Raw genomic sequence first — 16,013 nt, 5'->3', positions numbered from 1 at the left:
CGGATCGCGCATCGGTACCGAGCGAGTAGCTCGCGGATCGCGCATCGGTACAGTTTTCTCGCTCCGACGGCGCGGCGGCCCCTTCCCGGGCCGCCGCGCCGTCGGCGTACCAGGAGGTCACCGTCGAGATGACGATCGAGGCCGGGTCGGGTGACGGCTGGGTCCACTGCGCCCTGGGGCACCGGCACTGGGGCCTGTTCGGCGCGGCCGGGCTGCTCGTGCGGCACCACGACGACGCCGACCCGGTGGGCGTCGACCGGGTGCTGCTGCAGCACCGGGCGTCCTGGAGCCACCACGGAGGCACCTGGGGGATCCCCGGCGGTGCCCGGGACCGGGGGGAGTCCGCGGTGCAGGCGGCGCTGCGCGAGGCGGCCGAGGAGAGCACGCTCGACGTCGCCGGGCTGGCACCGGTGCGGGAGTTCGTCGACGACCACGGCGGCTGGAGCTACACCACCGTCGTCGTGCGGACACCGGACGCGCCGCCGGTCCGGGTGCGGGGCGCGGAGAGCACCGAGCTGCGCTGGGTGCGTACCGACCGGCTGGGCGAGCTGGAGCTGCACCCCGGTTTCGCGACGAGCTGGCCCACGGTCTCGACCCTGGGCGCCTGACCCCTAGGCTCGACCGCCGTGGGGAGACTGGTGGTCGTCGAGGGGCTCGACGGCGCGGGCAAGCACACGTTCACCACGGCGCTGGTCGCCGAGCTGGGCGGGCGCGGCGCCTCGGTCGCCACGCTGGCCTTCCCCCGGTACGACGACGACGTGCACGCGGAGCTGGCCCGCGACGCGCTCTACGGGCGGATGGGCGACCTGGCCTCCTCGGTGCACGCGATGGCCGTGCTGTTCGCACTCGACCGGCGGGCGGCCGCCCCCGGCCTGCGCGAGGCGCTCGCCGCCCACGACGTGCTGCTCGTCGACCGCTACGTCGCCTCCAACGCGGCCTACAGCGCCGCCCGGCTCGGGCAGGACGCCGCGGGCGAGGTCGTCGCCTGGATCCGGGCGCTGGAGATGGACCGGTTCGGCCTGCCGGTCCCGGACCACCAGCTGCTGCTCGCCCCGCCGCGCGAGGTCGCGGCCGAGCGCGCACGGTCCCGGGCGGCCGCCGACGCCGCCCGCGCCCGCGACGCCTACGAGAGCGACGACGGCCTGCAGACCCGCACCGACGCCGTCTACCGGGCCCTCGCGGCCGGGTCGTGGCTGAGCCCGTGGACGGTGCTCGACGACCCCGCCGTCACCCCATCGGCGCTGGTTCCCGCCCTGCTGCACGGGGCCTGACCGGACGACTGGGATAGTGGGGCCCATGAAGTCGCGCGTACTGGTGGTCGACGACGACCCGGCCCTGGCCGAGATGCTCACCATCGTGCTGCGGGGCGAGGGGTTCGAGACAGCGGTCGTGTCCGACGGCACGCGGGCGCTGCCCGCCGTCCGGGACACCCAGCCGGACGTGGTGCTGCTCGACCTGATGCTGCCCGGCATGAACGGCATCGACGTGTGCCGGGCGATCCGGGCGGAATCCGGCGTCCCGATCGTCATGCTGACGGCCAAGAGCGACACCGTCGACGTCGTGCTCGGCCTGGAGTCCGGTGCCGACGACTACGTCGTGAAGCCGTTCAAGCCCAAGGAGCTCGTCGCACGGATCCGGGCGAGGGTCCGCCGCAACGACGCCGAGCCCGCCGAGCAGCTGTCCATCGGCGAGATCGACATCGACGTGCCCGCGCACCAGGTCACCCGGGAGGGCCGGCCGATCGCGCTGACCCCGCTGGAGTTCGACCTGCTGGTGGCGCTGGCCCGCAAGCCGCGCCAGGTGTTCACCCGCGAGGTCCTGCTGGAGCAGGTGTGGGGCTACCGGCACGCGGCGGACACCCGGCTGGTGAACGTGCACGTGCAGCGGCTCCGGTCGAAGGTCGAGCGCGACCCGGAGCGCCCCGAGGTGGTCCTGACCGTCCGCGGGGTGGGGTACAAGGCCGGTCCTCCGTGACCGGCGCGCCGTGGGTGGTGCACCGGCCGTGGTGACCGGCCGCCGCGGACTCCGCACCCGGCTGGCCCGGCTGCCCGGCGCCCGGCGGGTCGCCCGCGTGCTGGGCCCGCTGCGGGTGCAGGCGCGCGAGCTGGGCGCGCTCACCGCCGCGGCCTGGCGGCGGTCGCTGCAGCTGCGGGTGGTCACCTCGACGCTGGCGCTGTCGTCGGCGGTGGTGCTGGTGCTCGGTCTGGTGCTGCAGAGCGAGATCGCCGAACGGCTGCTGCAGAGCAAGCTCGACGCCGCGATCTCCCAGTCGGACGCGAACCGGCAGGTCCTGGAGGGGCAGCTGGCGAGCGTCGACCCGGACCGGGAGGGCGTGCAGGAGACCCTGGACAGCGCCCTGGAGCGGCTGACCGACACCACCGGCCCCGGGCGGGCCGGGTCGGCCGGGGAGTTCAGCGCCGCGCTGACCACGGGGTCGGCGAACGGGCCGGAGGTGTCGGCGGGCGACGTCGGCCAGATCACCGCGCGCCAGCAGGACATCACCGCCCGCGGGTCGCTGGACAGCCTGAACCGCCAGTACACGACCGTCGACGGCGTCCCGAACCTCGTCATCGGGCAGAAGATCGCCACCGCGGGCCGGGAGATGCAGTTCTACCTGCTGTTCCCGCTCAACGGTGAGCAGCTGACGCTCGGGCTGGTGCAGAGCACGCTGATCGTCGGTGGGCTGGTGCTGCTGGTGCTGCTGGCCGCGATCGCCAGCCTCGTCACCCGGCAGGTCGTTCGTCCGATCCGGCACGCCGCCGACGTCGCCGAACGCTTCGCGGGGGGACACCTCGACGAGCGGATGGCCGTCCGCGGCGAGGACGAGGTCGCCCGGCTCGCCGAGTCCTACAACGAGATGGCGGGCAGCCTCGCCGCGCAGATCGCCCAGCTCGAGGAGTTCGGTGCGTTGCAGCGGCGGTTCACCTCCGACGTGAGCCACGAGCTGCGCACGCCGCTGACCACCGTGCGGATGGCCGCCGACGTCCTCTACGCCTCCCGCGACGAGCTGCTCCCGGCGCTGCGCCGCAGCTCCGAGCTGCTGGTCACCGAGCTGGACCGGTTCGAGGAGCTGCTCGCCGACCTGCTGGAGATCTCCCGGCTCGACGCCGGCGTGGCCGAGCTGGGTGCCGAACGGGTCGACCTGTCCGCGGTGGTGCGGCGGGCGACCGACGCGGTGCGCGGCATCGCCGCCGACGCCGGCACCGACCTCGTCCTGGACCTGCCGGCCGGCGAGCTGATCGAGGCCGACCCGCGCCGGGTGGAGCGCATCGTGCGCAACCTCGTCGCGAACGCGATCGACCACGGCGAGGGCCGCCCGGTGGAGGTGACGGTGGCCGGTGACCACGCCGCGGTCGCCGTGGTCGTGCGCGACCACGGCGTCGGGCTGCGCCCCGGCGAGGCCGACCTGGTGTTCAACCGGTTCTGGCGGGCCGAGGAGTCGCGGGCCCGGCGCAGCGGCGGCACCGGCCTCGGGCTGTCGATCAGCATCGAGGACGCCCGGCTGCACGGCGGCTGGCTGCAGGCCTGGGGGGAGCCAGGCAACGGCTCGGCGTTCCGGCTGACCCTGCCGCGCGAGGTCGGCGGGCACATCACCGCCTCGCCGCTGCCGCTCGGCCCACCGGCCGCGGACGCCGGGGAACGGCGCAACGGCAGCTCGGTGCCGACCCCGCCGCAGGGGATCGGCCGCGAGCTGCGTGAGGAGGACCTGTGGCGGCTGCGGGCCGAGGAGCACGCGCCGATGCAGCCCGCCGAGCGCGCCATCATCGACCCGGGTGGCGACCGGTGACCGCCCGGCCCGCGTGGGCGGCCCTGGTCGTGGCGGTCGTCGCCGCCGTCGTCGCCGGGTGCGCGACGGTGCCCCAGCAGTCCGACGTGCAGGTGCTGCGCCAGGGCGAACAGGCGGCCGAGCGGGACCTGAGCGGCCCGATCGAGGACGACGAGCCGCTCGGCCTGGTCCGCGGGTTCGTCTACCGTTCCGGCTCGCCCGACGACCGGCACGCGCAGGCCCGCCGCTACCTGACGGCGTCGGCGTCGGGATGGGACGACGCGGCGTCGCTGACCGTCCTGGACGACCGGTTCGACACCGTGGTGTCCCCGGACGGCGGCACCCCGGGCCCGGACCGGATGACGGTGCGGGTGCGGGGTACCCGGTTGGGGACGGTCGGGCCCGGCGGGGCGTTCGAGTCCTCGCCGCAGCGGGTCGAGGTCGACGTCGGGGTCGTCCGGGAGGGTGAGCACTGGCGGATCGACCGGCCGCCGCCCGGGGTGATGGTCCGGCTGGCGGACTTCCGCCTGTACTACAGGGAGCTGCAGGCCTGGTTCGTCGACCCGGTCCGCCGGATGTTGCTCCCCGACGGGCACTACATCCGCAGCGGGCGTCCCGGCGAGCTCGCGATGGACGCCGTCGACGTCCTGCTGCGCGGGCCGTCCACCGGTCTGGCCGGGGCCGCGGTGACGATGTTCCCGGCGACCGCCCGGATCCGGTCGGCCACCACCGACCCCGCGGCGGGTACCGCGTCGATCGACCTGACCGGGGTGTCGGGGCTGTCCGTGCAGGACCGGGAGCTGCTCGCCGCGCAGGTCGCGCAGACCCTCGGCGGGGTGGGCGTCCCGCGGGTGGAGCTGCTGACCGACGGCGGACCACTGGTCCCCGGCAGGCCGACGGTGGCCGCCGCGGACCAGGCCGACCTCGTCGCTGGCCCGGGCCGGGCCCCCGCCTTCCCCTACGTCGTCGACGGTGGCCGGGTGCACCAGCTCAGCGCGACCGGCGTCAGCTCGCCGGTCGCCGGGCAGGCCGGGAACGGCTCGTTCGACATCACCGAGGCCGCCGCGTCCGCGCGCAGCGGGCGGATCGCCGTCGTGTCCCGGGAGTCGACGGGCACCCAGCGGCTGCTCACCGGCCCGCTGGGCGGCGAGCTGACCGCCACCCCGGTGTCCGGAGCGGACGTCCGCTCGCTGAGCTGGAACGGGCCCGGCGACGAGATCTGGGCGGTCGTGGACGGCAGGCTGCGCCGGGTCCTCGTCCCGCGGACCGGGCCACCGGTCGAGGGCGCGGTGGACGCGGGCAGGCTGGCGCCGCTGGGCCGGATCGGGGACATCGCGCTGGCGCGTGAGGGCGGCCGGATCGCCGTCGTCGCCGACGGTGCGCTGCTCGTCGGCCCGATCGTCCCGCTGGAGGCCGGCGAGGTCGCCGTCGGGCCGCTGCGCCGGCTGCGCCCCGGCGACCTCGACGACGTGGTGTCGGTCGACTGGCATTCGGCGGACCGGATCGTGGTCGCCTCCGACTCCGACCGCCCCATGTCCGAGGTGAGCGCCGACGGGCTCCGTCTGGACCAGATCCCCGGGACGAACCTGACCGCGCCGCTGCGGGCACTGGCCGCCGCCGAGGGGCGCCCGCTGTACGTGACCGACCGGACCGGCCTGTGGAGCTACACCGGCAGCGAGTTCGACGCCTGGCAGCAGGTGGGCGGGACCGGGGCGGCCACCCAGCCGTTCTACCCCGGCTGACGCCGTCCCGGTGACCGGACCGCCGGCCTGTGGACAACTCCGGAGCATGTGGACAACCCGCCTTCGGCGGGCTCCGACGGCGCCGCGGTGACGGTGGCCGGGGCGAGTATCGGTGTCGTGACCCCCACTCGAGCCCCGTCCCCGGCCGCCGCCCTGCTGGACCTCCTGCTGCCCCGGACCTGCGGCGGCTGCGGTGCCGGGCCGCCCGGTGGCGGGGGCTGGTGCCCGGCCTGCGCGCAGGACACCCCGGGTCCGGTGCCGGTCCGGGTATCCCGCGCCGGCCGGGTCGCGGCGGCCGGGCGCTACCGCGGGCCGCTGCGCCGCGCGGTGCTGGCCTACAAGGAACGCGGCCGGCGGGACCTGGCGCCGGACCTGGCCCGGCTGCTGGTCGGACCGGTGTCGGCGGTGCTCGCGCCGCGGGCCGACGGGACGCCGGACCCGACCGCGGTGCGCCTGGTGCCCGTCCCGTCCCGGCCGTCGGCGGCCCGGGTCCGCGGCGGCGACCACGTGGTGCGGCTGTGCCGGGCGCTGGCGCCGCTGCTGACCGCGGCCGGGCTACCGGCCCGCACGGACGCGGTACTGGCCCTGCACCGCCGCGCCCGGGACTCGGTGGGGCTCGACGGCGCGGGCCGGGCGGCGAACCTGGCCTCGGCGCTGCACCCGGCCCGCGCCCGCGAGCCGGTTCCGGCGGCCCTGGGGGAGGCGGTGCTGCTGGTCGACGACGTCGTGACCTCCGGGGCGACGCTGCGCGCCTGCGGGGCTGTGCTCGCCGGGGCCGGGTTGCCCGCGGTGGGCGCCGTGGTGCTCGCCGACGCCTCGGCGCGGCGACGTCGACCGAACCACTGATTGTGACGGCTGTCACATAGGGAGGCGGTCGCGTGCCGGTCCTGTCGGGGGTCCACTGTGGTCGTCGGGCGCGCGATCCGGAGGTCGGCGCGCCAGTCCGGGGCGGTGGATCACCCGGGTGCCGCGGAGTCGTCGCACACCGCGTCCGTCGGCGCCAGGCCGTCCACCCGACGGGTCGGCGAACGACCTGTCCCGGAGGCAGATTTCCCGATAACGTCGGCCGAACTCCGACCGCTACCACATCAGGAGGAACGACCGCGAGCCCACCCCCTGGGGCCGTCGTCGGGTCCCGGGTTCAGCACGACTGAAGCGAGGGATGTTCGAGTGGAGATCGTCGTCACCGGCCGCAACGTCGAGGTGCCGGAGCACTTCCGTGGCCTGGTCCAGGACAAGCTGAGCCGCCTGGAGCGCCACGACCACAAGATCGTCGGAATGGAGGTGGAGCTCTTCCACGAGCCGAACCGCCGTCAGCAGAAGTCCTGCCAGCGCGTCGAGATCACCGGACGTGGCGGCTGCGGAGCGGTCGCCCGCGCCGAGGCCTCCGCCGCCGACTTCTACGCCGCACTCGACCTGGCCGTCGGCAAGCTCGCCGAACGGCTGCGCCGCTCCCACGACCGTCGCAAGCCCAGCCGCCGCGACCGCGTCGCCGCCTCCCGCGCCGCCGCCGACGCCTCGGCCGTCGCGCTGATGGAAGCGGCTCCTCCGATGACCGACACCATTCCCGCACCGCGCAGCCACGACGAGTCCCTGACCGACGACGAGCTGGCCCGCCTCGAGGAGCAGTGGGAGGCCGAGTACCGGCCCGGCCGCATCGTCCGCGAGAAGTCCCACCCGGCCACGCCGATGAGCGTCGACGAGGCGCTGTCGCGGATGGAGCTCGTCGGCCACGACTTCTACATGTTCTCCTGCAGCGAGACCGGCCGTGCCTCGGTCGTCTACCGCCGCCGCGGCTACGACTACGGCGTGATCCGGCTCGACGGCTGAGCACCCGCGCCCGACGGTGCCCCGAACCGCGGCGGGGAACGCCTCCCCGCCGCGGCGCGGGTCATCGCCCGGGTGCCCGTACCATGGTCGGCGGGGTCGGTCCGCCGCGCGGCGCCGGCGCCGCGCCGATGCCGTCCGAGGCGTCGGGACGCGGCGCGGAGACCGTGGTGGGAGGCCCCGTGTCCTGACCGCGACGTGAATGAGGTCGGCAGTGCCCTTCCTGAGTCGACTCCTCCGGGCCGGCGAGACCAAGCTGGTGAAGCGGCTCGCGAAGATCGCCGCGCACATCGACGGACTGGAGCCCGAGTTCGAGGGCCTCACCGACACCCAGCTGCGCGCCAAGACCGACGAGTTCCGTCGTCGCCACGCCGACGGCGAGTCGCTCGACGACCTGCTGCCCGAGGCCTTCGCCACGGTGCGCGAGGCCGCGCAGCGCACGCTGGGCCAGCGCCCGTTCACCGTGCAGCTGATGGGTGCCGGCGCGCTGCACATGGGCAACGTGGCCGAGATGGGCACCGGTGAGGGCAAGACCCTGACCTCGACGCTGGCCGTCTACCTCAACGCGCTGCCCGGCGACGGCGTGCACGTGGTCACCACGAACGACTACCTCGCCAAGCGCGACTCCGAGACCATGGGCCGCATCCACCGCTGGCTGGGTCTCACCGTCGGCGTGATCCTGTCGGAGATGACCCCGGCGCAGCGGCGCGAGCAGTACGCCTGCGACGTCACCTACGGCACGAACAACGAGTTCGGCTTCGACTACCTGCGCGACAACATGGCGTGGAACACCGCCGACATGGTCCAGCGCGGGCACAACTTCGCCATCGTCGACGAGGCGGACTCGATCCTCATCGACGAGGCCCGCACCCCGCTGATCATCTCCGGTCCGGCCGAGCAGAGCGCCCGCTGGTACCAGGAGTTCGCGCGGCTCGCGCCGATGCTGTCCAAGGACATCCACTACGAGGTCGACGAGCGCAAGCGCACCGTCGGCATCACCGAGGAGGGTGTCGCGCTGATCGAGGACCAGCTCGGCATCGACAACCTCTACGAGTCCGCGAACACCCCGCTGGTCGGCTACCTCAACAACGCGGTCAAGGCCAAGGAGCTGTTCAAGAAGGACAAGGACTACATCGTCAACGACGGTGAGGTCCTGATCGTCGACGAGTTCACCGGCCGGGTGCTCGCCGGTCGTCGCTACAACGAGGGCATGCACCAGGCGATCGAGGCCAAGGAAGGCGTCGAGATCAAGCCGGAGAACCAGACCCTGGCGACGATCACGCTGCAGAACTTCTTCCGGCTCTACGACAAGCTCGCCGGCATGACCGGTACGGCCCAGACCGAGGCCGCCGAGCTGCACGAGATCTACAAGATGTCGGTCGTCTCGATTCCGCCGAACCGCCCGCGGGTGCGCGTCGACCAGTCCGACCTGATCTACAAGACCGAGCCCGCGAAGTTCGAGGCGGTCGCCGACGACATCGCCGAGAAGCACGAGAAGGGCCAGCCGGTCCTGATCGGCACGACGAGCGTCGAGAAGTCCGAGTACCTGTCGAAGCTGCTGCTGCGCCGCGGCGTGCCGCACGAGGTGCTCAACGCCAAGAACCACGCGCGTGAGGCGCAGATCATCGCCCAGGCGGGGCACGCGGGCGCCGTCACCGTCGCGACGAACATGGCCGGTCGCGGCACCGACATCATGCTCGGTGGCAACCCCGAGTTCCTCGCCGACCTGGAGCTGCGCAGCCAGGGGCTGGACCCGGTCGAGACCCGTGAGCAGTACGAGGCCGCGTGGGACGCGGTCCTCGACCGCATGCGCAAGCAGGTCAAGGCCGAGGCCGACGAGGTCCGCGCCGCGGGCGGTCTCTACGTGCTCGGCACCGAGCGCCACGAGTCCCGGCGCATCGACAACCAGCTGCGCGGCCGCTCCGGCCGCCAGGGCGACCCGGGTGAGTCCCGCTTCTATCTGTCCCTGGGCGACGAGCTGATGCGCCGCTTCAACGGCCAGGTCGTCGAGTCGATCATGAACCGGTTCAACCTGCCGGACGACGTGCCGATCGAGGCGGGGATGGTCACCCGCGCGATCCGCAGCGCGCAGACCCAGGTCGAGCAGCAGAACTTCGAGATCCGCAAGAACGTCCTCAAGTACGACGAGGTCCTCAACCAGCAGCGCAAGGTCATCTACGACGAGCGCCGCCGGGTCCTCGACGGCGAGGACGTGCAGCGTCAGACCCGCAACATGCTCGAGGACGTGATCCACGCCTACGTCGTCGGGGCCACCGCCGAGGGCTACTCCGAGGACTGGGACCTCGAGAAGCTGTGGACGGCGGTCAAGGGTCTGTACCCGATCCAGCTCGACTGGCGCACCGTCGCCGAGGACATCGACGACCTGTCGGCCGAGGAGCTCGAGCGGGTCATCCTCGCCGACGCCGAGGCCGCCTACGCCCGGCGTGAGGCCGAGATCGACGCGCTCATCGGCCCGCAGGGCGGCATGCGCGAGCTCGAGCGCCAGGTCCTGATGCAGGTCATCGACCGCAAGTGGCGCGAGCACCTCTATGAGATGGACTACCTCAAGGAGGGCATCGGGCTGCGGGCGATGGCCCAGCGCGACCCGGTGATCGAGTACCAGCGCGAGGGATTCGACATGTTCTCCGCGATGCTCGAGGGCATCAAGGAGGAGACGATCGGACACCTGTTCAACGTCGTCGTCCAGGTGCAGCAGCCGGCCGCGCCCGTCCAGGAGGCCGAGCCGGAGACGACCGAGATCCCGGTCGTGCGCCGGGTCCCGGCCGAGGACCCCGCCGAGTCCACCGTGGTCCTGCCCAACCTGTTCCGCACCAGCCCGCCGCAGAACCTGCAGTACAGCGGTCCGGGTGAGGACGGCGGGGTCGCGCGTCGCGGTGACGGCGGGGCGGCCGCCCCGGGCACCGGTCGTACCGGCCGCCACCAGGTGCCGGCCCGTGGCAACGGGGCCTCCCCGACCGGCGACGAGGGCGTCAACCGCGCCGAGCGGCGCCGCGCGGAGAAGGCGCGCCGGCGGCGCTGAGACCGTGCGCCGTCCGGTGGGGCCTCCCGCCGGCGGCGCCGCTCCCGCGGTCGCGACGCCCTCACGAGCGGAGGCCCGACGGCAGGCCTCCCTCGATCCCACCGGCAGGACGTGCACGAGCGGGCACCCGGACGCGGGTCTCACACGAGCCGGACGGCGGTCGCGAGCCACCGGCCGTCCGGGGTGCGGTCCAGCCGCAGCGCCAGGGCACGTACCCGCCCGCCGACGGTGACGGTCGCACAGACCTCGGCCACGTCCGGCCGGGGCAGGCCCACGTGCACCCGCGGCGCCCGGCGCGCGGTCGGTCCGCCCGGACGCCCGCAGCCGGGGGCACCGGCCCGTCCTCCGACGCCCGAGAGGCCACGGGACCGGTGGCCCGAGTGCACGAACCGGGCCGCGGTCAGGTAGCGACGCACCGCCGGGGTGGTGACGGCCGCGACCCCCTCCGGCGGGCGACGCCCGGCGAGCACCTCGGTCAGCAGCCGGACGATCCCGGTGGCCGGGGCCCGTACCCGGGCGAGGTCGGCCGGGGAGACGTCCTCGGGCACCGTCGGCACCGGGACGGGGTGGACCGCCTCGCGCGGTGCGGGCGCCGGTCCGGAGGACATCCGGAAGCCACCGGGCAGCACGACGACCACCCCCGGCGCGAGCGGTTCGGGCACGTCGGCGGGGGTCCGGGCCAGGAGCGGTGCAGGTCCGGACGGCAGGGCCGGCGCCGGCTCCTCGGCGGCCCCGGGGCGGGCGGTGTCGGTGCGTGGACCGGATCCGGCCCCGGAGTCCGCTCCGGTCCGCGTCCGGCCTCCGGCATCCGGGGCGGTGTCGGCCCGCACGTGGGTACCGCTCCCCGGAGCGGTACCGGTCCGGGTGCGGGCACCGGCATCCGGGTCGGCGTCGGTCGTCGTCGTGGTCACGGCGTCAGACTGCGGCGCGCCCCGACGCCACGGCGGGAACCGGCCCGCGTCCGCCACCGGACCGTCCGGCTCCGCATGGTCCGGCTCCGCATGATCCGGACCAGCACGACCCGGGGGAGGCGGGTCGGGCCGCGGCTGATCCATCGGCGTGGGTGGCCGTGTGTGGCCCACCACGGCGACGGCGGCCGGTGTTCGCGAACGCGACCGGCTCCGCCCGACCGCGCCCGCCGGGCCCGGCCCCGTCCTACCCTCCCGCGATGCCCGCACCCCGCCCACCGGGACGGATCGATCTCACCCCGCCCCGTCTCGTCGCCGCGCCCGACCCGGTGGAGGGCCCCGCGGAGTCGATGGCCGACCTCGTCGTCCGGGCCGGGGCGGCGGTGCTCGCCGAACGTCGCCGGCGGACCGGGGCGCACGGCCTCGGCGTCACCGGGTTCGCCGTCCTCGACGTGCTGCAGCGGTGCGGCGGGCTCGCCCAGCGCGAGCTCGCGGCCCGGGTCCGGGTCGCCCCGACCAGCCTGACCCCGGTCGTCGACGCGCTGGAAGCGGCCGGGTTGGTGGCCCGCCGCGGCGACCCGGCCGACCGGCGGGTCCGGCTCGTCGCGCTCACCGACGCCGGACGGGACCGGTGGCGCGCCGCCCGTCCGGACGGTCGCGGGCCGTGGCTGCGGGAACCACCGGACGGACTCGACGCCGCCGTCCGCGACTATCTGGTCGCGGTGATCGTCGACCTGGAGCAGGATCGGTCCGACGCGACGTGATCGGCAGGGGAGTGCGATGGGGCGGACCGCGGTCGAGGTGGTCGACCTGGTGAAGCGGTATCCGAAGGCGAAGGGCAACGCCGTCGACGGCCTGTCGTTCTCGGTGGCCGAGGGCGAGGTGTTCGGGCTGCTCGGCCCCAACGGCGCGGGGAAGACCACGACCGTCGGCGTGCTCACGACCCGCGTGGTGCCGACCTCGGGCACGGCCCGGGTCGCCGGTCTCGACGTGCGCACCGACGCCGTCGCCGTCTGCGCGAAGCTGGCCGTCGTCCCGCAGCGCCAGAACCTGGACCGGTCCCTCGGCGTCCGCGACAACCTGATCTTCCACGCCGCCTACCACGGTGTCGGTCGGGCCGAGCGCAACCGCCGCGCCGACGAGCTGCTGGAGCGGATGGGGCTGACCGACAAGGCGAAGGCGGTCGCCGACGACCTCTCCGGCGGTCAGGCCCAACGCGTCATGATCGCCCGCGGGCTCATGCACCGGCCGGAGGTGCTGTTCCTCGACGAGCCTTCCACCGGCCTGGACCCGCAGGCCCGGCTGTTCGTCCACGACCAGATCGGTGGCCTGCGCGACGAGGGCGTGACCGTCGTGCTGACCACCCACGACATGGACGAGGCGCACAAGCTGTCGGACCGGATCGGGATCGTCGACCACGGCAGGCTGCTCGCCCTGGACACCCCGGACGCGCTGGTCCGGTCGCTGCCGGGGAGCGCGACGGTGGAGATCGTCGCCGACCACGGCCCCGGTGCGGCGGAGACGCTGCGGGCGGCGTTGGCCGGGCTGGGCGGTGTCGCCCGCGCCGAGACCCCGCCGGGCCGCGGCCCGGGGGAGAGCGGCACCGCGACGGCGTTCCGGCTGTCGGTCACCGGAGAGCCGGCGGCGTTGCTCGCACCGGCCGTCGACCTGCTCGGGCGGCACGGCGCCACGGTGCGCGACGTCAGCCTGGGGCAGGCGACGCTGGAGGACGTGTTCATCGACCTGACCGGGAGGGACCTCCGATGACCGGGCGCGCCTTCCTGGCGGTGCTGCGCCGCGACCTGTTCGTCACCGGCCGGGAGCTGCCGTCGTTCCTCGCCCAGACGCTGGTGCAGCCGTTCTTCTTCCTGCTGGTGTTCGTCGTGGTACTCGGCCGCGGCGGCTTCGTCGCGCCCGAGTACGGGCAGATCATGCTGCCGGGTCTGATCGCGCTGAACGCGATGTTCGGCGCCTTGCAGGCGGTGACGCTGCCGCTGGTGTTCGAGCTGTCCTGGACCCGGGAGATCGACGACCGGCTGCTCGCGCCGATGCCGGTGTGGGCCGTCGCCGTCGAGAAGGTCGTCTTCGCGGGGCTGCGCGGCCTGATCGCCAGCCTGCTGATGGTGCCCATCGGCTTCCTGATGATCGACATCCGGTGGCCGGTCGAGGGGCTGGCGCCCGCGCTGCTGATGGTGGTGCTGGGGAGCCTGCTCGGTGCGGCGATGGGGCTCACGCTCGGCACCGCGGTGCCGCCGCGGCGGATCAACATCCTGTTCGCGGTGATCTTCACGCCGCTGCTGTTCACCGGCTCGGTGCAGTACCCGTGGCTCACACTGGCGGACCTGCGCTGGTTCCAGGTGCTGTCGGCGCTCAACCCGCTGACCTACGTCAGTGAGGGGATCCGCGCGTCGCTGGTGCCGCAGGTCCCGCACATCCCGCTGTGGGTGTGCGTGCTCGTCCCGGTGGCGGCGATCGTGCTGTTCACCCTGCTGGGGATCCGCGGTTTCCTGCGCCGCGCGCTGGACTGAGCCGCGGCGGTCGAGCGGCGAAGCAGCAGCACTGAGCCGCGGCGGTCGAGCGGCGAGGCGGCAGTGCTGAGCGAGGGCCCCGGGCGGCCGCGACACTCGGTACCGTCGGTCGCGTGGCGGACACCCGGACCCTGCGCGGCCTGATCGTCGACTACGGCGGTGTCCTCGACGACCCCGCCGACGGCGCCCTGCTGCTCGCCTACGCCCGTCGCGCCGCGGCCGCGGGAATCCGCACCGCGCTGTTCTCCGGCGCGCACGCGGTGCCCGACGAGGTCGCCGCGGCGTTCGGCACGGTGCTCCTCGGCGCGGTCCGCGGCGCCCGCAAGCCGAGTCCCGACTCCTTCGCCGCCGTCGCGGCGGAGCTGGGCCTGCCCGCGGGGGACTGCGTCGTCGTCGACGACATGGGGGCGTGTGTGCGCGGCGCCGCCGCGGCCGGGGCGGTCGGGGTGCGGCACACCGGCGCCGAGACCACCCTCGGCGAGCTGGAGGTCCTGCTCGGGGTCCCCGCCCGGGGCTGAGCCGCCGGGGACCGGGCCGGGGGGGGCGTGACGTGCGGAGGCGCCGCCCGCGGTGAGCGGACGGCGCCTCGTGGGCGGCCCGGCGGTCGGCCGGGTCGGTCGTGCTCTGCCTACTGCTGCGAAGGCTTACTGCTGCGGAGGCGGCGGCGGGGCCTCACCCGGCGCGGGCGGCGGCGGGGCCTGCCCGTCCGGGCCCGGCTGCTGGGCGGTGGTGTCGCCGGTGCCGGTCTTCTCCCGGGCGAACTTCGTCGCCGCGTCGATCTGGCCGTCGTGACCGGCGTACTTCTGCTTCGCCGCGTCACCGGCCTTGTTCAGCGCCTGGTCGACCTTGTCGTCGTGCTGGCCGAGCAGTTCCTTGGCCTTGTCCAGGAAACCCATGCGCCCATGCTGGCCCGGTCAGCGCCGGGGCGCAGCGCCGGGACGTCGCTCGTTCGGGTGATGGTGGCCGCTGGTCGACGAGCGGAGCCGTGCGTGCTCCGGGCGGAGGTCGTCGACCCGGGTGACGCCGAGCAGCTGCATCGTGCGCTCCACCTCGGCCCGCAGGATCTCCACGGCGCGCGCCACCCCGGCCTCGCCCCCGGCCATCAGCCCGTACAGGTAAGCGCGGCCGACCAGCGCCGCGCGGGCGCCGAGCGCGACCGCCGCGACGACGTCGCCGCCGTGGGTGATCCCGGTGTCCACCAGGACCTCCGCGTCGTCGCCCAGCTCCTGCACCACCGGCTCGATCAGCTCGGCGGGCACCGGGGCGCGGTCCAGCTGGCGTCCGCCGTGGTTGGACAGCAGCACGCCGTCGGCGCCCGCGTCGGTGACGCGGCGGGCGTCGGTGACCGACTGGACGCCCTTGACCACCAGCTTCCCGGGCCAGGCGCCGCGCAGCCACGTGACGTCGTCGAGGGTGAGGGCCGGGTCGAACACCCGGTTGATCACCTCGTACGGGCTGCCGCCGCCCGCGGCGAGCGACTCGAACGTCAGCGGTTCGGTGGTGAGCAGGTCGAACCACCAGCGGGGGTGGCGGGCGCCGTCGACGAAGGTCCGCAGCGACAGCGCCGGTGGGATGGACAGGCCGTTGCGCGCGTCGCGGCGCCGGTTGCCGCCGACCGGGGTGTCCACGGTGAGCAGCAGCGTGTCGTAGCCGGCCTCCCGTGCCCGGGAGACGAGCTCGTGGGCGACCGAGCGGTCGCGCCACAGGTAGAGCTGGAACCAGTGCCGCCCGCCGCGCCCCGCCTCGGCGACGCCCTCGATCGTCGTGGAGCCCATGGTCGAGAGGGCGTAGGGGATCCCGGCCCGGGCGGCGACGGCGGCGACCGCGCGCTCGCCCTCGGTGTGCATCATGCGGGTGAAGCCGGTCGGGGCCAGCGCGAACGGCAGCGACGAGCGTCCGCCGAGGACGTCCCGGCCGGTGTCCACCCGGGAGACGTCGGTGAGCACGGTCGGCGAGAACTCCACCGAGGCCCACACCTCGCGGGCCCGGCGCAGGCTCACCTCGTCCTCGGCGGCCCCGTCGGTGTAGTCGAACACCGCCCGCGGCGCCCGCCGGCGGGCCAGCTCGCGCAGGTCCCCGATGCTCGACGCGCGAGCCAGCCGGGCCGCCGTGCGGTCCAGGGTGAACGGGGCGGGCCGCAGCAGCGGCGCGAGCTCGGACGGGCGGGGAATGCGACGGCGCACCATCGCCCCGACACTAGGT

The 16,013-nt window shown here is 74.7% G+C and carries 15 protein-coding genes; 12 read left to right on the top strand and 3 right to left on the bottom strand.

From position 1 onward, the window contains the following. The first annotated feature begins 128 nt into the window (after positions 1-128). The 8 genes from Ae505Ps2_RS02030 to secA all read left to right on the top strand — a co-directional run bounded on the left by Ae505Ps2_RS02030 (position 129) and on the right by secA (position 10,375). Positions 129-608, top strand: a complete 480-nt coding sequence (locus Ae505Ps2_RS02030) for an NUDIX hydrolase (protein ID WP_075310358.1) — start codon at positions 129-131, stop codon at positions 606-608. 18 nt (positions 609-626) lie between these two features. Then, on the top strand, positions 627-1,271 hold the full coding sequence (locus tag Ae505Ps2_RS02025; protein ID WP_075310360.1) for a dTMP kinase: 645 nt from the start codon (positions 627-629) through the stop codon (positions 1,269-1,271). A gap of 25 nt (positions 1,272-1,296) precedes the next feature. Beyond that, on the top strand, positions 1,297-1,974 hold the full coding sequence (gene mtrA, locus Ae505Ps2_RS02020; RefSeq protein WP_020622190.1) for an MtrAB system response regulator MtrA: 678 nt from the start codon (positions 1,297-1,299) through the stop codon (positions 1,972-1,974). A 97-nt stretch (positions 1,975-2,071) separates the two neighbouring features. After that, positions 2,072-3,787 carry an MtrAB system histidine kinase MtrB gene (mtrB, locus tag Ae505Ps2_RS02015; protein WP_233147799.1) on the top strand — a complete coding sequence of 572 codons (1,716 nt, stop codon included), beginning with the start codon at positions 2,072-2,074 and terminating at the stop codon, positions 3,785-3,787. After that, on the top strand, positions 3,784-5,508 hold the full coding sequence (locus tag Ae505Ps2_RS02010) for an LpqB family beta-propeller domain-containing protein (RefSeq protein WP_075310362.1): 1,725 nt from the start codon (positions 3,784-3,786) through the stop codon (positions 5,506-5,508). The genes mtrB and Ae505Ps2_RS02010 overlap by 4 nt, the downstream gene beginning before the upstream one ends. 117 nt (positions 5,509-5,625) lie before the next feature. Beyond that, complete coding sequence (locus Ae505Ps2_RS33945) at positions 5,626-6,354, top strand: phosphoribosyltransferase family protein (protein WP_075334345.1); 729 nt, start codon at positions 5,626-5,628, stop codon at positions 6,352-6,354. 324 nt (positions 6,355-6,678) lie between these two features. Next, positions 6,679-7,338, top strand: a complete 660-nt coding sequence (raiA, locus tag Ae505Ps2_RS02000) for a ribosome-associated translation inhibitor RaiA (RefSeq protein ID WP_020622735.1) — start codon at positions 6,679-6,681, stop codon at positions 7,336-7,338. A gap of 211 nt (positions 7,339-7,549) precedes the next feature. Beyond that, the gene (gene secA, locus Ae505Ps2_RS01995) at positions 7,550-10,375 is read left to right on the top strand and encodes a preprotein translocase subunit SecA (protein ID WP_139318935.1); all 2,826 of its coding nucleotides are present in this window, start codon (positions 7,550-7,552) and stop codon (positions 10,373-10,375) included. A 140-nt stretch (positions 10,376-10,515) separates the two neighbouring features. On the opposite strand, the gene Ae505Ps2_RS01990 is transcribed toward secA, so the two are convergent. Continuing rightward, entirely contained in the window at positions 10,516-11,286 is a 771-nt protein-coding gene (locus Ae505Ps2_RS01990) for an Rv3235 family protein (protein WP_139318936.1), read from the bottom strand. Between the two features lie 257 nt (positions 11,287-11,543). Here Ae505Ps2_RS01990 and Ae505Ps2_RS01985 point away from each other — a divergent pair, with 257 nt between their 5' ends. The 4 genes from Ae505Ps2_RS01985 (at position 11,544) to Ae505Ps2_RS01970 (ending at position 14,329) form a co-directional block, all read left to right on the top strand. After that, positions 11,544-12,047, top strand: coding sequence for a MarR family transcriptional regulator (locus Ae505Ps2_RS01985; RefSeq protein WP_212567600.1), 504 nt, complete (start codon positions 11,544-11,546; stop codon positions 12,045-12,047). Positions 12,048-12,063: 16 nt separating this feature from the next. Then, complete coding sequence (locus Ae505Ps2_RS01980) at positions 12,064-13,050, top strand: ABC transporter ATP-binding protein (RefSeq protein WP_075310368.1); 987 nt, start codon at positions 12,064-12,066, stop codon at positions 13,048-13,050. Next, positions 13,047-13,811: an ABC transporter permease gene (locus tag Ae505Ps2_RS01975; RefSeq protein WP_020622729.1), complete on the top strand. Its 765-nt coding sequence runs from the start codon at positions 13,047-13,049 to the stop codon at positions 13,809-13,811. Before Ae505Ps2_RS01980 ends, Ae505Ps2_RS01975 begins: the two co-directional genes overlap by 4 nt. A 113-nt stretch (positions 13,812-13,924) precedes the next feature. Further along, positions 13,925-14,329 (top strand): HAD-IA family hydrolase, encoded by a 405-nt coding sequence (locus Ae505Ps2_RS01970; protein WP_020622728.1) that lies wholly within the window; start codon positions 13,925-13,927, stop codon positions 14,327-14,329. A 126-nt stretch (positions 14,330-14,455) separates the two neighbouring features. On the opposite strand, the gene Ae505Ps2_RS01965 is transcribed toward Ae505Ps2_RS01970, so the two are convergent. Both Ae505Ps2_RS01965 and Ae505Ps2_RS01960 read right to left on the bottom strand, forming a co-directional pair. Further along, positions 14,456-14,707, bottom strand: a complete 252-nt coding sequence (locus tag Ae505Ps2_RS01965; RefSeq protein WP_020622727.1) for an antitoxin — start codon at positions 14,705-14,707, stop codon at positions 14,456-14,458. An 18-nt stretch (positions 14,708-14,725) separates the two neighbouring features. After that, positions 14,726-15,997, bottom strand: coding sequence for an alpha-hydroxy acid oxidase (locus tag Ae505Ps2_RS01960; RefSeq protein WP_075310370.1), 1,272 nt, complete (start codon positions 15,995-15,997; stop codon positions 14,726-14,728). Between the last annotated feature and the right edge of the window lie 16 nt (positions 15,998-16,013).

The organism is Pseudonocardia sp. Ae505_Ps2, from assembly GCF_001932425.1.
In the GTDB taxonomy this organism is placed as follows: Bacteria; Actinomycetota; Actinomycetes; order Mycobacteriales; family Pseudonocardiaceae; genus Pseudonocardia.
This window is presented reverse-complemented; position numbering and strand designations above follow the sequence as displayed.

Excerpts from the sequence above, each read along its gene's own strand:
- Ae505Ps2_RS02030 (WP_075310358.1), top strand. The coding sequence starts at position 129 with ATGACGATCGAGGCCGGGTCGGGTGACGGCTGGGTCCACTGCGCCCTG.
- mtrA (WP_020622190.1), top strand. The coding sequence starts at position 1,297 with ATGAAGTCGCGCGTACTGGTGGTCGACGACGACCCGGCCCTGGCCGAG.
- Ae505Ps2_RS01985 (WP_212567600.1), top strand. The coding sequence starts at position 11,544 with ATGCCCGCACCCCGCCCACCGGGACGGATCGATCTCACCCCGCCCCGT.
- Ae505Ps2_RS01980 (WP_075310368.1), top strand. The coding sequence starts at position 12,064 with ATGGGGCGGACCGCGGTCGAGGTGGTCGACCTGGTGAAGCGGTATCCG.
- Ae505Ps2_RS01975 (WP_020622729.1), top strand. The coding sequence starts at position 13,047 with ATGACCGGGCGCGCCTTCCTGGCGGTGCTGCGCCGCGACCTGTTCGTC.
- Ae505Ps2_RS01965 (WP_020622727.1), bottom strand. The coding sequence starts at position 14,707 with ATGGGTTTCCTGGACAAGGCCAAGGAACTGCTCGGCCAGCACGACGAC.
- Ae505Ps2_RS01960 (WP_075310370.1), bottom strand. The coding sequence starts at position 15,997 with ATGGTGCGCCGTCGCATTCCCCGCCCGTCCGAGCTCGCGCCGCTGCTG.